Consider the following 13,327-nt stretch of genomic DNA (forward strand, 5'->3'; position numbering starts at 1 on the left):
CAACATCTTATCATGGCGGACTACAAAGAGATTATTTACGACGAAAATTGGTACACGCATACGGCTTTGATAGCAATAAACAGACCGCATGAATACAATTCTTACACATTGACCACGCTTAGAGAGATGGTTGACGCAATAGAAAGAGCTATGTGGAACGACGATGTGCAGTTTATAGTCTTGACCGGTGTGGGAGACAAAGCTTTCTGCACCGGCGGTAATGTGCATGAGTACGCTGAGGAGTACACGAAAAAGCCTTCCGACTTCTGGAAGTGGGGAGAAATTTACGGAAGAGTTTTCGACATGATAATGCACTGTGGAAAGCCGGTTATAGCGAGGGTGAACGGAGTTACAGCCGGAGGAGGTTTCGAGTTTGTCTGCGCATGCGATTTGGCTGTGGCGAGCGAAAATGCGAGGTTCATCTCTCCCGGGCCGAGAGTGGGAATGACTTCTATAGGCGGTCTCTCTCAATGGTTGCCTTTGCACATAGGATTGAAGAGGGCAGCCGAGATAGTCATGATGAGCAGCGAGATAGATGCTAAGACAGCCTACGAGTGGGGAATCGTCAACGCTGTCGTTCCTCAGGAAAAACTTGACGACAAAGTGAAGGAGATGATCGACAGAATGCTTGACTTGTCTCCTTCGAGCCTGTGGTACTTCAAAGTCCACCTCAACTGGTGGAGGGATCTCGTCTGGCGACTAACTTGGGAACACGGAAAAGCATGGTTCTCTTTAAACATCGGTGGAGTCGAGCCGAGCGAAGGACTGTGGGCGTTCAAGCAGAAGAGAAAGGCAAGGATGAGAGAAATAAGAGACAGAATCGGAAAAGGCATGGATCCAAGGTATCCATACGGGCCGTTGATGAAGAAGTGCGAGAAGTGCGGAGCAGAATTTTTGCCCGACTTTTCAAAGTTCTGCCTTAACTGCGGAGCGAAGCTTGAGTAATTTTCTCTCTTTTTTGCCGCATATTTTTAAGCAAAACGTTATATTTAACTGTGGTTGATTGAAAATTAAATGAGGAAAGAAGCTGAAAGGTGGTTGGAAGAAGCTCTTTGGGATTTGGGGACGGCTAAGATGCTGCACGAAAAAGGGAGATATAACGCCTCGGCGTTCTATGCGCATCAAGCGGCTGAGAAAGCAGTTAAAGCTTTGCTATTTCATATAAACGAAGCTCCTTGGGGGCATAGTATCAGAGAATTGCTGGAAAGGTTTTTTGAAAAAAAGGGAGAAAAAGACGAAGAACTCATGATTCATGCGAGGGAGCTGGATAGACATTACATTCCTTCTCGGTATCCAAATGCGCACCCTTCTGGAACGCCTCACGAAGCTTACGATGAAGAGACTTCTAAAAGAGCGATAAGAGCTGCCGAAGAGGTGGTAAATTTTGCAAGAAAAATTGTCTCTGGATAAGTTAAAAATAGCTGTGGAAAAATTAAGGGAACACTACGACGTTCACGCCGTAATTCTTTTCGGTTCGAGAGCGAGAGGCGATCATAAACCTTGGAGCGATTACGACCTTCTAATCATCGCCGACTTCACTGAAAGGTACTTGGACAGGATAGGTAGATTGCTGGAAATACTCGATCTGGGCATTAACATCGAACCTCACCCCTACACGCTCAACGAAGCTTTGGAAATGCTGAAGAGGGGAAGCCCGACGATTCTTGACGCACTCTCCGAGGGAATAATTCTTTTCGAGTCGAAGAAATTTGAGGTCGTCAAGAAGGCTTATGAAGAGCTATTGAAAAAGGGATTGAGGAAGAGTAAGGTTTCTTACGTGCTTCCTGAATGAAGATTCTCTTATTTTGGTAGAGGTAATCATTATATTTTTTACGCTGAAACTTACAAATGTATGGCAAAACCGCTTGTAGAAAAAGAGAGGAAACTAATTTTAAGAGCGGTTCGGTATCCTTATGATCTGCCGAAACGATCCTACGTTTATGTAGACGGGAATGCATTTGAAATCGAAAAGGTAAATTTCGACGAATTCGGAGAAAGCATCGTAGTAGTAGGAAGTAATAATGTCAGATTAGCTGATGTGCTGAATACGGATTTTGACATATCCGAAACTTGTCCAGTTCTGGCTTACGGTTCGAATGCATCCGTTGAACAGTTGAGACATAAGTTTTTGAGTTTTAAGAATGTTGTAATACCAGTTATAAAGGCGGATCTGTACGATTTTGATGTGGTGTATTCTGCACACTTTTCACCCTACGGCTCGATTCCTGCCACTTTGCAGTACTCTCCGAGAACAGTCGTGAAGACTTTCGTAGCTTATCTGAATGAGAGACTGCTGAAACATATGCATAAAACTGAAAGTATTGGTATCAACTATTATTTTTGCAAGTTGCGGAGAATAAAAGTTTCTTTAGATGGTGGGTTGACCCTGGAGGAGGTATTCGTATATTTGAGCATCAACGGTTGTTTACTTATAAACGAAACCCCAGTAGCGCTATCATCTATAAAAGCTGAAAACAGAATTTTTCCAGAAATGACTGAATGGGAGATTCTTGATGTTGTCAGAAGGTTAATAGCGGCGGACAGGGATTTCGACACATTCGTTTTAGAAAACGTCATGAATGAAAAAATTCGGAAAGACAGAACAGAGAAATTGAAAAAATTAGCAGAAAAATTCAATTACGATCACTATGAAATTATCGACGGAAGCTGCTGATCTTGGAGAATTCGAAGTTTTACCCACAGAGAACAGGGAAGAAGCTCATGGAGATTATATCGTATGCGTGAACGGAAACGTTAAAAGGAAATTGGGTAATTTTGCCGTTGTTGAGTATTCACCAGCAACACTCAGCGAAACAAAATTAAGAATACACTGCAGAGTCATTCTGGATGAGGACTTGATGGACAATCAAGTGAAAGTTGACCAGAGTATAAGGAATGCTATAGGAATTCCGGAAGAAGAAAGAAGGGAAAAGATAGTTAAGGTAAAACTATATCCATTAAAGTTATCGTGGATTGATAAAATCTGCTATATTTTTTCGAAATTATTTGGCTGGCGATACTTAGTTTTGAGGGTGTGCAAATCAGATATACCGGATATTGAAAAGAATGTTTGCAGAATACCAGTCGAAGCTTTCGACATACTGGGCTGCAACCCTGGAGACACAATAATCTGCGAAGCTCCTGTAAAGGAGAAGGAAGCTTATTTTAAACTTAAAAAGATCAAGCTGAAGGCTTACACCGCCACAAAGGAAATGATAGAAGATAGGGAAAAACGCGAAGAATCCAAGTTGAATACACGTTATCACTCAGCAAAGGGAATACTTAAGGTATCTCCAGACATACCGAGAATTTTTATGGATAAGCATGCAAGAACGGCTTTGGGTCTTATCTCTGACACCCATGAGGGAAAATTGTTAGATGGGGAATTACATCCGGTAAAAGTTAGGCGAGAAATTTTGAATTTAGTCTCAAAAGAATTCGTAAGCTTTGGTATAATGATTCTTCTGACATTCCTTTCTGCAACAGCTTCTCCGGTTTTTGAGTTGCTGAACGAATATTTAGACGGATTTTTGGTTTATATAGCGATATTTATGTTATCTGTATTTTTACCTTTATTGTTTGTTGTGGTAAAAATAAGGTCAATGGCCAAGTAAAAATATTGATAACTATTTATTCGACCTTCTCAAAGTAGTACCAGTATCTCTTCTTCTCCCCCGGACCCTCTATCTCCAGTATTTCCCACCTGACTTTATCTCCTATCTTCAAGTCCTCGTACTTCACGTCGAACATCATTCCACTTATTTGAACGCCGTTTTCCGGATAATTTCCGAATCTCGCTATGGCTATGACGAATGGAGCGTAGTTCTCTACTATTATTGGAGCTCCGAGCTTTAACTCTGTGAAAGCGTAAAGCTCTCCCTCTTCTGGAATTCTCACCCATTCGAGTTCATCGCTGTAGCAGTTCGGGCAGATGATTTGAGGTGGAAACATAAGCTTTCCACAGCTCTTGCACTTCGTCGTTGTCAGCTCGCCTTCAGCCAAATTTCTGTAGAAGTCGTAGATGCCGGTTGCATCTGGACCGCTCGGATCTTGCTGATCCCACAAATCCAAGAGAGGTGGCAAGTCTATTTTTTCCGGTAATGTAAGCGTCCTCTTCGGCTTCTTCATTTTCATCACCTCCCGAACTTCACATCTCTTGGCTTGTTAACGCTGTAAGCCATGATGTGGTGGAGCTGAGCCATTCCGCTGAGGTTGTGGGCTATGGCCAGTTCAGCCCCATCAACGTATCTCCCTTTCGGCACTTCTCCTCTGAACTGCATCACTATCTCCCAAGCTTGCCTCGTGCCGGTAGCTCCCAGCGGATGCCCATTGGCCAACAAGCCTCCTCCTGGATTTACAGCCACTTTTCCTCCTATGTAGCTCTCTCCCTCCTCTATGAACTTTCCTCCCTCTCCCTTCTTGCAGAACCCGAACTCCTCGTATTCGATTATCTCGCTTATGGTAAAGCAATCGTGGACTTCGGCTATGTCTATGTCGTCCGGAGTTATCTTCAGCATGTCGTAGAGATCTTTGGCAGCTTTCCTCAGAGCCACCCACTCTGCCAGCTCTCCCATTTGATTGGTAGTATGTGCCGCATCAACGTGCTGAACTCCTCCGAGAATCCAGACGGGAGTGTCTGTGAATTCCCTCGCTTTTTCTTCGCTCGTTAAAAGCAAAGCGACTGCTCCATCTGTTATGGCTGAGCAGTCGAAGAGCTTCAGAGGAGGAGCGACCATCCTTGAATTGAGAACTTGCTCCACAGTCACCTTCTTCTGGAACTGGGCGTATGGATTCTGAGAGCCGTACTCCTGATTTTTTACTCTAACCATCGCCAGCTGCTCTTCAGTCGTGCCGTATAAGTGCATGTGCCTTTGAGCGACCATCGCAAAGAAGGGAGGAGCTGTGAAGCCATTCGCTCCATCGAATTCCCTGTTCCCGACGTTTATCATGCTCGATTGGCTCACATTGAGGAATTTCGAGTTCATCTTCTCGACTCCGACAACCAAAGCGACGTCGCTCAATCCAGTCGCTATGGAAAGCCAAGCGTACCTTATCGCGAGCTGTCCACTTGCGCAAGCCGATTCCGTCCTCGCTATTACTCTCTTCACTTCTATTCCGAGCAGTTCAGCCACAAGCGGAGCGACGTGAGTCTGATACACCCATCTTTCCGGTTGAGCGGCTCCCACGAAAAGTGAGTCTATATCCTTCTTATCCAAATTTGGCACGTCGTCAAAGAGAGACTTACCAGCCTCAAGCACAAGGTCTTTCCAGCTCGCCTCTCTAACGCCGAACCTCGTTATTCCTACTCCAACTATAGCCACATTCCTCATAATCATCTCCCCTTGAAGTTCGGCTTCCTTCTGTAGGAGAAAGCCTGAATACCCTCAGCCACATCTTCCGAAAGCACTATGTCTCCTCCCGCAGCTGACTCCATGAAGAGGGAAGCTTCGAGCTCCGGCTTGATTCCGTGGAACATCACCCTCTTGACGTACTTGTAGGCTAACGGTGGACCTTCGGCTATTTTCTCAGCCACCTCCATTACCTTGTCCCAGAACTCGTTTTCCTCTGCTATGTAATTGGCTATTCCGAGCTCGTAAGCTGTTTTCGCATCTATGTTTTCCCTCATGAAGATGAACTGCTTAGCCTTGGAAACTCCCACCGCTAAAGCCAGCCTCTGCGTTCCTCCCCAGCCGGGAAAGATTCCGAGGTTTAATTCCGGCAAAGCCAAAATCGCTCTGCTGCTCACAATTCGGAGATCGCAAGCTAAGGCTAATTCAAATCCCCCACCCATCGCAGCCCCGTTTATGGCTGCTATTACCGGCTTAGACAGCTTTTCTATCTTGTTGAAGACTCTTTGCCCGAGTTGACTGAATTCGAACATCCTCTCGACTTTTCCTTCCGCAAAGACGGCTATGTCTGCTCCGGCGCAGAAGTTTCTACCTTCGCCGGTGATGACTATACATCTGACTTCTTCGTCCTCCTCAAGCCAGTCTAAAGCGTCCTCAAGCTCTTTAAGGAAGGTTTCGTTCAGGGCGTTAGCCCTCTGCGGTCTGTTGAGCTTTATAACCGCTACATTTTCCTTAGGCTTTTCAACCTTGACGAACTCGTAGAGTCCTCTGCCGTACTTGTAGAACCCTTCTCCAGTCTTTCTGCCGAGTTTGTTCTCCTCTACCATTTTCTCCAAAACCGGATTCACCTTGTACCTATCTTCTTTATACTCCTCGTAGAGTTTTTCAAGCTTCTCGACGATCTTGTCAATGCCTACGTCGTCAGCCATCCTCAGCAAACCTCTCGGATAGTTCAATCCGTGGATTACTCCGAGGTCGATTTCTTCAGCCGTGGCAACTCCTTTTTCGATTAACCAAGCAGCCTCGTTAACAGCAGGAGCAATAAGCCTGAGAAGATCGAACTTCGCTCCGGCTCTAAGCGGGACTTCGTTGCTCTTTCCTTCGCTCCAGTCGTAGAAACCTTTTCCGCTCTTCTTCCCCAAGTGTCCGGCTTTGAATAACCTCTCGAAAGGCGGAGCTGGTCGATAGCTTTCTCCGAGGGTTTGCCTGAAGTATTCGAGGACGTGGTAGCTAACGTCGACGCAACCTCCTCCAAGGAGGTCGTGCAGCTCAAATAATCCCATGGGTAAACCCATTCGGTACTTTACGGCTGAATCTATCTCCTCTACTGTTCCTTCTCCCTTTTCCAAAGCCCACGCAGCTTCGTTAGACATCGTCACGAAAATTCTGTTTACAACAAATCCGGGAACGTCCTTTCTAACGTGGATTATGACTCTGTTCATTTTCTTAGAAACTTCTTCGGTGATCTTTACTGTCTCTTCACTCGTTTTCTCTCCCCAGACTATCTCAACTAACCTCATCACCTTCGGCGGGTTGAAGAAGTGCAAGCCAATGAACCTCTCCGGCTTCTTCAAAGCTTTGGAAAGCTCCGTAATGCTCAAAGAAGAGGTGTTAGTTGCTATTATCGTATCTTCTCTACAGTACTCCTCGCACTCGGCAAAAACCTGCTTTTTAAGATCCATTATCTCCGGAATAGCTTCGATTATCATGTCCGCATCTTCCACAGCTTCTTTCAGATCTACCGTGGCTGAAATTCTACTTAAAACAGCTTGAGGGTCTTCTTTTATCCTACCCTTCTTGAAATCTTTTTCGAGACTCTGCTTTATTTTTTCCATCGCGTTTTTCAAAATTTCCTCCTTTATATCTCTAATCTTTACGTTAAATCCGGAAACTGCTGCTAATTCAGCTATAGCGTGCCCCATCGCTCCAGCTCCCAAAACAGCTATATTTTTAACCTCCAAAAAATCACCCCCAGTAGTTGTAACCGGCTTTAAGAGCTTTCAAATTGGGTTCCACAAGCCTTTCTGGGAAGAACTCCTTGACGACTTCTTCCAAAATCTCGTAATCAAATGGAAGATCCGCAAGCCTTGCAAGCATTCCTACGACAACAACGTTAGTTGCCTGTATCGTGCCAGCAACCTCCTCAGCAATTTTCGAAGCACTAACGAGTTTGACGTTCTTCGTTATATCTTTCAAAGCTTCGAGAATTTCGTTTATCTCTGGATACCTTCCCAAACCAGCTGAAACGGATGGCGGAACGATTGGTCTGTCGTTTAAAATCACGGTTGTATCCTCGTTTAGGTATTGGGTATATCTTAGAATTTCCACTGGCTCAAGGGAAATGGCGTAGTCGGCACCACCTACCGGAATTAGCGGAGCGTACACGTCTCCAAGTCTCACGTGAACTTCAACGCTTCCTCCTCTCTGAGCCATTCCGTGAGTTTCCGCTGTGACCACATTCACACCAGCTTTTAAAGCTGCCCTCGCGAGTATGTTGGATGTTGTGAGAATTCCCTGCCCTCCAACACCTACAAGCAGTATGTCCAGCTTCATCTTTCCAAGATTTACACTTTTAACTATATGAATTTTACTAAAGAAACATCGCTTATAAGCAGTTGTTTACAATAGGAAAAATATATAAACGATTAACCTAACATTGTAACATGCTTCGTGACGTCCTCAAAGAGGCTGGAGAGAAGGTGTTCCTCCTCGGTAACGAAGCTATCGCCAGAGGGGCTTTGGAGGCTGGAATAGACGTTTACGCTGCTTATCCCGGAACTCCCTCTTCTGAGATCGGCGTAACCTTGCAGCAGGCTTGCGATTATATCAGGGATCGGATGGAGTACTACATGGAATGGTCTATCAATGAAAAGGTTGCCTTTGAAGTTGCCATCGGAGCGAGCCTTGCTGGCAAGCGTGGTATGTGTGGGATGAAGCATGTCGGTGTAAATGTTGCAGCCGACGCTTTATTTTCTTTTTCCTACATAGGTGCGAGGGGTGGATTCGTTTGTGTTACAGCTGATGACCCCTTCATGCACTCAAGTCAGAATGAGCAGGACAATAGGTGGTACGGAAAGGCTGCGAAAGTTCCCGTTATAGAGCCTTCTACAGTTCAAGAGGCGAAAGATTACGTGAAACTCGCTTTTGAAGTTTCCGAGAAATTTAACACTCCCGTTCTTTTCAGAACCGTAACGAGGTTGAACCACGGAAGCGGGGTTGTGGAACTTGGAGAAATCCCGGAGAAAAAGCTTGAAAAGGTTAAGTGGGAAAAACATCCGGAGACCGATGTAATAGTTCCCGCTGTTGCGAGAAGGTTGAAGCCGAGGGTGATTGAAAGGCTAAAGAGACTTGAGGAGCACTTCTCTAAGGCAAAGGAGTTCAACTGGGTGGAGGGGGGAGATGGAAAAGCTGGAGTTATTGCTTCTGGATTAAGCTACGTTTACGCTAAAGAAGCGATAAAAAGGCTTGGAAGAGATTTACCTTTGTTGAAGTTATCCACGACCCATCCGCTACCAACGAAGCTGATAGAGGATTTCGTAAGCAACCTCGACAAAGTTGCTGTGGTTGAGGAACTCGATCCGTTTGTGGAACTTCACGTGAAGGCTATAGCTAAAGACTACGGAGTCGAGGTTTACGGAAAGGAGAACGGCTACTTCCCAATGAACTACGAGTACAGTGTTGGAGTGGTTGAGGAGGGAATAGCTAAGATGCTCGGAATATCTCCGACTGTAAACGTTCAGGAGAAGATGGAAGCTCTCCAAAAGACGATGAGCGTAGCACCCCCTCGACCTCCAGTGCTATGTCCGGGATGTCCTCATGCGGCGAGCTTTTACGCTATAAAGAAAGTAGCCGGAAACGAGTGTTTGCCGAGCGATATAGGGTGTTATACCCTCGGCGTCAACAAGCCCTTCCAGACTGTGGACATCACCATCTGCATGGGAGCGAGCGTTGGAGTGCCTAACGGGTTGTATAGGGTTATAAACAACAAAATAGTCGTGACTGCTGGAGATTCGACGTTCTTCCATGCTACAATTCCGGCTTTAGCGAATGCCGTTTACAACGGAGCGAAGTTCGTTTACGTTGTTCTCGATAACCTCACAACAGCTATGACCGGTCATCAGCCACATCCCGGAGTGAGTGAAAGCATCTGCGGAGTTGAGAAGAAGAAGATCTTGATAGAGGACGTGGTTAAAGGTGTTGGAGTAGATTTCGTTGAAGTTGTGAATCCGATGAACCTTAAAAAGATGGAGGAAACGCTCAGAAGAGCTTTGGAGCATGATGGTGTCGCTGTCATCGTCGCAAGGCAGCCGTGCGCAATACTTTGGACGAGGGAGAGGAGGAGGAAGGGAGTTAAGATAAGACCCTTCGAAGTTACCGAAGCATGCACTCTTTGCTTGAGGTGCGTTTCGGACTTCACCTGCCCAGCGATAGTTTACGACGGGGAGAAGGTGTGGATTGACGAAGCCCTTTGCGTTGGCTGCGGAGTTTGCAGGCAGGTTTGTCCGGAAAATGCGATAAGGGTTAAAAGGACACAATAAATTATTTTATTTTGGTCATGAAGAGGGAGGAAATTTACACCCTCGTCGTCGGATTACTCGGAATTTTCGTAGGATTGGGTTTGGCGAGATTCGCTTACACAGTCATCCTCGAACCGATGAAGGAGGGATTGAACCTCAGCTACACTGAGATGGGAGTTATAGCGTCGGCAAATTTCTTTGGATACGTTCTCTTTTCGCCTTTCGTTGGTTATCTCGCTTCAAGGTTCGGATCGAAGGTAGTTGTGGTGTCAACTCTCTTCTTAGTCACGGTTACGCTATTTCTAACCTCTCTCTCCACCGGCTTCTTCGACGCAAGCGTGTACAGATTTCTCACTGGAGCCGGATCTGCTGGAGTTAACGTCGGTCTTGTGGGCTTGGCAGCAAAATGGTTCGAGATAGAGAGGAGGGGTTTTGCCCTCGGAGTGATAAACGCTGGTTCGAGCGTGGGAATAATCTTCGCCGGAATAACTCTGCCTTTGGTTATCCTCTCCTACGACTGGAGGGCTGGGTGGGTTTTTCTTGCTTTAATAAGCCTGTTCGTCACAATTCTCTCCTTGAAACTCAGAGAGACTCCGACGGAATTCGTTCCGGAGACGAAGATAGAGGTGGGAGACGTATATAGATCGAGGAGCCTTCTAACTCTCGGCTTCTCCTACGTTTTCTTCGGGTTATCCTACATAGTTTTCGTCACATTCTACACCTCCCACCTCATCAAAATAGGAGTGGAGTATGAGATAGCGAGTGGTATGTGGTCCATTGTCGGAATTTTATCGATAATTAGCGCGATTCTCTGGGGTAAGATCTCTGATGCTATTGGAAGGAAGAAAGCTCTTTTTTCCGTCTACACGATTATGGGTGTAGCTTTCATTCTCTTCGGACTCTCAACGAATTTGCCTATGGCAATTTTAGCCACGATACTGGCTGGAGCGTCGATGCTTGCTATACCTCCCTTAGTCCAAGCCTACTGCGGAGATCTTGCTGGAAAAAGTTCAGCTTCCGCAGCCATCGGCTTTGTCACGCTATTCTTCGGAGTTGGTCAAATGGTGGGTCCGAGCGTAGCCGGATTCTTAGCGGACATCACAGAGAGCTTCAAAATACCTTTAGTTTTAGCCGGCACATTTGCGTTAATTGGTAGCGTAATCGTTAGAAAAACTTGACATTGTAAACTTTCTTTTTGGTAAAACTTAAGTATGTAAAACCATACTCGGGTTATGGAATACAAAAAAATAAGAGTGGAAAAAGATGAGAGGATTGCCAGAGTAAAGATAGCGAATCCTCCGGTGAACGTCCTCGACATGGAGACGATGAAAGAGATTATCAGCGCCATTGACGAAGTTGGGAGCGTTGATGTGATCGTTTTTTCTGGAGAGGGGAAGAGTTTTAGTGCTGGGGCTGAAATAAAGGAGCACTTTCCCGACAAAGCTCCGGAGATGATCAAGTGGTTCACCCGGTTGATAGACAAAGTTCTGAGGTGCGAGGCTGTGACGGTAGCGGCAGTAAAGGGATTCGCTCTCGGAGGAGGGTTCGAGCTTGCGATAGCTTGTGATTTCGTTTTAGCTTCGAAAAACGCTAAGCTTGGCGTGCCAGAAATAACACTTGCCCACTACCCACCGGTGGCAATTGCTCTTTTACCAAGAATAATCGGATGGAAGAACGCCTATGAGATCATTCTTACCGGAGAGGCAATCACCGCTGAAAGAGCCTTCGAGATTGGATTGGTCAACAGGGTTTTCGAAGACGAGAAATTTGAGGAAGGTGTAAACGAGTTCGTGAATTCTCTCCTTGAAAAAAGCAGCGTAGCTTTAAAACTTACGAAAAAAGCTCTGTTGTTCTCCACGGAGAAAGAGTACTTGTCGCTATTCGATGTAATCAACGATATCTACTTGTCCCAGCTTGTGAAAAGCGAAGATGCAGTAGAAGGTTTGAAAGCTTTTCTGGAAAAGAGAAAGCCGGAGTGGAAAGGAAGATAGAATTAGAATTTTTAATTTTTTATTCGCTCAGGACAAATGTCTAACTGCTTTTCCTCCAAGCCAACTGCAAAGGGTAATTGCTTTTCCTATCTTTTCCCAAGTCTTTCTCGATCCAGAAATCGGGAAATGAAAAAATTATTAAGTATCTACCTCTTGTCGTACATGAATTCAAGAGACCTTACGAGGTGCGTTATTACCTTGTTCGCTTTCACGTCAACTCCAAGCTTTTCCCCCTCTTTGACTATCGCTCCGTTTAGCGTGTCGATTTCAGTTCTTCTTTTGTTTTCCACGTCTTGCAGCATCGAAACCTTGTTGTCTTTCGTTCCGGCGAAAGCCTCGTAGACGAATTCGGCTATGTTCTCCATTTCGGGGAAGTAAATTCCCTTTGCCTTAGCAACTTCAACGACTTCTTCAGCCAACATCTTTATCAGAGCCTTCGTATCTTCGCAAGCCAGAGCTTCTACGCTCGTCATTCCGGTTATCGCAGCTACCGGGTTGCAAGCTACGTTGGCGACGAGCTTCTTCCATATTACTGGCTCTATGTCATCCACGACAACGATCTCTTCGCCGGTCTTCTTCAACTCCTCGACTATCCAGTTAAACCTATCGTTCGGCTTTTTGTCGTACTTTCCTATAATCAGGAGAGGCCCATACCCTCCGACGTATCTTATCACGTTCGGCTTAACTGGCATTCCGCTGTGGGCGGTAATTCCGGCGATAACCTTCTCTTTCCCGACGACTGATGCGATTATGTCGTGAACCAGTCCGTTTTGTACGGAGAGGACCATCGTATCGTCTCCAATCATAGGCAATGCCCCTTTCGTTGCAGCTTCGGTTGCGTAACCCTTGACGGAAATCTGGACGAGATCGACGACACCAACTTCCTTGGGATCATTGGTAATGCTAACGTCATCCACGTGAACCTCTTTTCCGTCGGGCATTATTATCGTGTATCCCTCTTTTCTGTAGAGGTCAACTTTCTCCTTAACGACTTCCACGAGCGTCACATCGTGCTTTTTTCCGAAGATGTAGGCGAAGATTGTTCCAATCACCCCAGCTCCTACTATAGCAATCCTCATATTTGATTGTTATTTACAAAGTTTAAAAATTATTCGATCAAATTTGACAAAGTTTGTCAAAATACCTAAAGAATTTTACAACTTTAAGCCGGAGAGGAGCTCTCTGTAATTTCTGAAAATCAAATCCGGTTTTATCTCGTACTCTTTCAGAAAAGTTTCGTTTCTGCTGTTGAGCATCATCCAGAAGGGAATTCCGCAATTCTTGGCTGTTAGGTAGTCGAAATAGAAATCTCCGATCATTACCGCATCTTCTCTCTTCAACCCTTTCTTTTCCATCAGCTTTATTATCGGCTTTGGGGAAGGCTTCAGATCCTTTTCTCTCGTGAATACGTAATCGAAGGAAATGTCGTGCTTTTCCAGCACGATCTCAACGCTCTTTCTTGAGTTTCTTG

Annotated in this window: 14 protein-coding genes; 8 read left to right on the top strand and 6 right to left on the bottom strand. The window is 45.5% G+C overall.

The window, feature by feature from the left end:
* The 5 genes from F7C14_RS01880 to F7C14_RS01900 form a co-directional block, all read left to right on the top strand.
* A partial coding sequence (locus F7C14_RS01880; protein WP_290899360.1) for an enoyl-CoA hydratase-related protein occupies positions 1 to 945 on the top strand: 945 nt, incomplete at its 5' end.
* 69 nt (positions 946 to 1,014) lie between these two features.
* Positions 1,015 to 1,410, top strand: a complete 396-nt coding sequence (locus F7C14_RS01885) for a HEPN domain-containing protein (protein ID WP_290899362.1) — start codon at positions 1,015 to 1,017, stop codon at positions 1,408 to 1,410.
* On the top strand, positions 1,385 to 1,792 hold the full coding sequence (locus F7C14_RS01890; RefSeq protein ID WP_290899372.1) for a nucleotidyltransferase domain-containing protein: 408 nt from the start codon (positions 1,385 to 1,387) through the stop codon (positions 1,790 to 1,792). Before F7C14_RS01885 ends, F7C14_RS01890 begins: the two co-directional genes overlap by 26 nt.
* 60 nt (positions 1,793 to 1,852) lie before the next feature.
* Entirely contained in the window at positions 1,853 to 2,674 is an 822-nt protein-coding gene (locus tag F7C14_RS01895) for a hypothetical protein (protein WP_290899375.1), read from the top strand.
* Positions 2,649 to 3,614, top strand: a complete 966-nt coding sequence (locus tag F7C14_RS01900; protein ID WP_290899382.1) for a hypothetical protein — start codon at positions 2,649 to 2,651, stop codon at positions 3,612 to 3,614. Before F7C14_RS01895 ends, F7C14_RS01900 begins: the two co-directional genes overlap by 26 nt.
* A gap of 16 nt (positions 3,615 to 3,630) precedes the next feature.
* On the opposite strand, the gene F7C14_RS01905 is transcribed toward F7C14_RS01900, so the two are convergent.
* From F7C14_RS01905 to iorB, 4 genes are read right to left on the bottom strand one after another with little or no spacing between them, the layout of a single operon-like run.
* Positions 3,631 to 4,128: a Zn-ribbon domain-containing OB-fold protein gene (locus tag F7C14_RS01905; RefSeq protein ID WP_290899386.1), complete on the bottom strand. Its 498-nt coding sequence runs from the start codon at positions 4,126 to 4,128 to the stop codon at positions 3,631 to 3,633.
* Between the two features lie 5 nt (positions 4,129 to 4,133).
* The gene (locus F7C14_RS01910) at positions 4,134 to 5,336 is read right to left on the bottom strand and encodes a thiolase domain-containing protein (protein ID WP_367114316.1); all 1,203 of its coding nucleotides are present in this window, start codon (positions 5,334 to 5,336) and stop codon (positions 4,134 to 4,136) included.
* Positions 5,333 to 7,309, bottom strand: coding sequence for a 3-hydroxyacyl-CoA dehydrogenase NAD-binding domain-containing protein (locus F7C14_RS01915; RefSeq protein ID WP_290899392.1), 1,977 nt, complete (start codon positions 7,307 to 7,309; stop codon positions 5,333 to 5,335). Before F7C14_RS01915 ends, F7C14_RS01910 begins: the two co-directional genes overlap by 4 nt.
* A gap of 4 nt (positions 7,310 to 7,313) precedes the next feature.
* Positions 7,314 to 7,901: an indolepyruvate ferredoxin oxidoreductase subunit beta gene (gene iorB / locus F7C14_RS01920; protein WP_290899395.1), complete on the bottom strand. Its 588-nt coding sequence runs from the start codon at positions 7,899 to 7,901 to the stop codon at positions 7,314 to 7,316.
* Positions 7,902 to 8,011: 110 nt separating this feature from the next.
* On the opposite strand from iorB, the gene iorA reads away from it, so the two are divergent.
* Genes iorA through F7C14_RS01935 form a run of 3 tightly spaced genes read left to right on the top strand, consistent with a single transcriptional unit; the run spans position 8,012 to position 11,856 of the window.
* Positions 8,012 to 9,886 (top strand): indolepyruvate ferredoxin oxidoreductase subunit alpha, encoded by a 1,875-nt coding sequence (gene iorA / locus F7C14_RS01925; protein WP_290899398.1) that lies wholly within the window; start codon positions 8,012 to 8,014, stop codon positions 9,884 to 9,886.
* 17 nt (positions 9,887 to 9,903) lie between these two features.
* Positions 9,904 to 11,043, top strand: a complete 1,140-nt coding sequence (locus tag F7C14_RS01930) for an MFS transporter (RefSeq protein WP_290899401.1) — start codon at positions 9,904 to 9,906, stop codon at positions 11,041 to 11,043.
* A 54-nt stretch (positions 11,044 to 11,097) separates the two neighbouring features.
* Positions 11,098 to 11,856: an enoyl-CoA hydratase/isomerase family protein gene (locus F7C14_RS01935; protein WP_290899404.1), complete on the top strand. Its 759-nt coding sequence runs from the start codon at positions 11,098 to 11,100 to the stop codon at positions 11,854 to 11,856.
* A gap of 146 nt (positions 11,857 to 12,002) precedes the next feature.
* On the opposite strand, the gene F7C14_RS01940 is transcribed toward F7C14_RS01935, so the two are convergent.
* Together F7C14_RS01940 and F7C14_RS01945 are read right to left on the bottom strand one after the other, a co-directional pair.
* Positions 12,003 to 12,935 (bottom strand): 2-dehydropantoate 2-reductase, encoded by a 933-nt coding sequence (locus tag F7C14_RS01940; RefSeq protein WP_290899407.1) that lies wholly within the window; start codon positions 12,933 to 12,935, stop codon positions 12,003 to 12,005.
* Between the two features lie 75 nt (positions 12,936 to 13,010).
* Positions 13,011 to 13,327, bottom strand: a 317-nt coding sequence (locus tag F7C14_RS01945) for an HAD family hydrolase (RefSeq protein WP_290899410.1), incomplete at its 5' end; no start/stop codon positions are given.

The sequence above is a fragment of the Ferroglobus sp. genome (assembly GCF_015521575.1).
In the GTDB taxonomy this organism is placed as follows: Archaea; Halobacteriota; Archaeoglobi; order Archaeoglobales; family Archaeoglobaceae; genus Ferroglobus.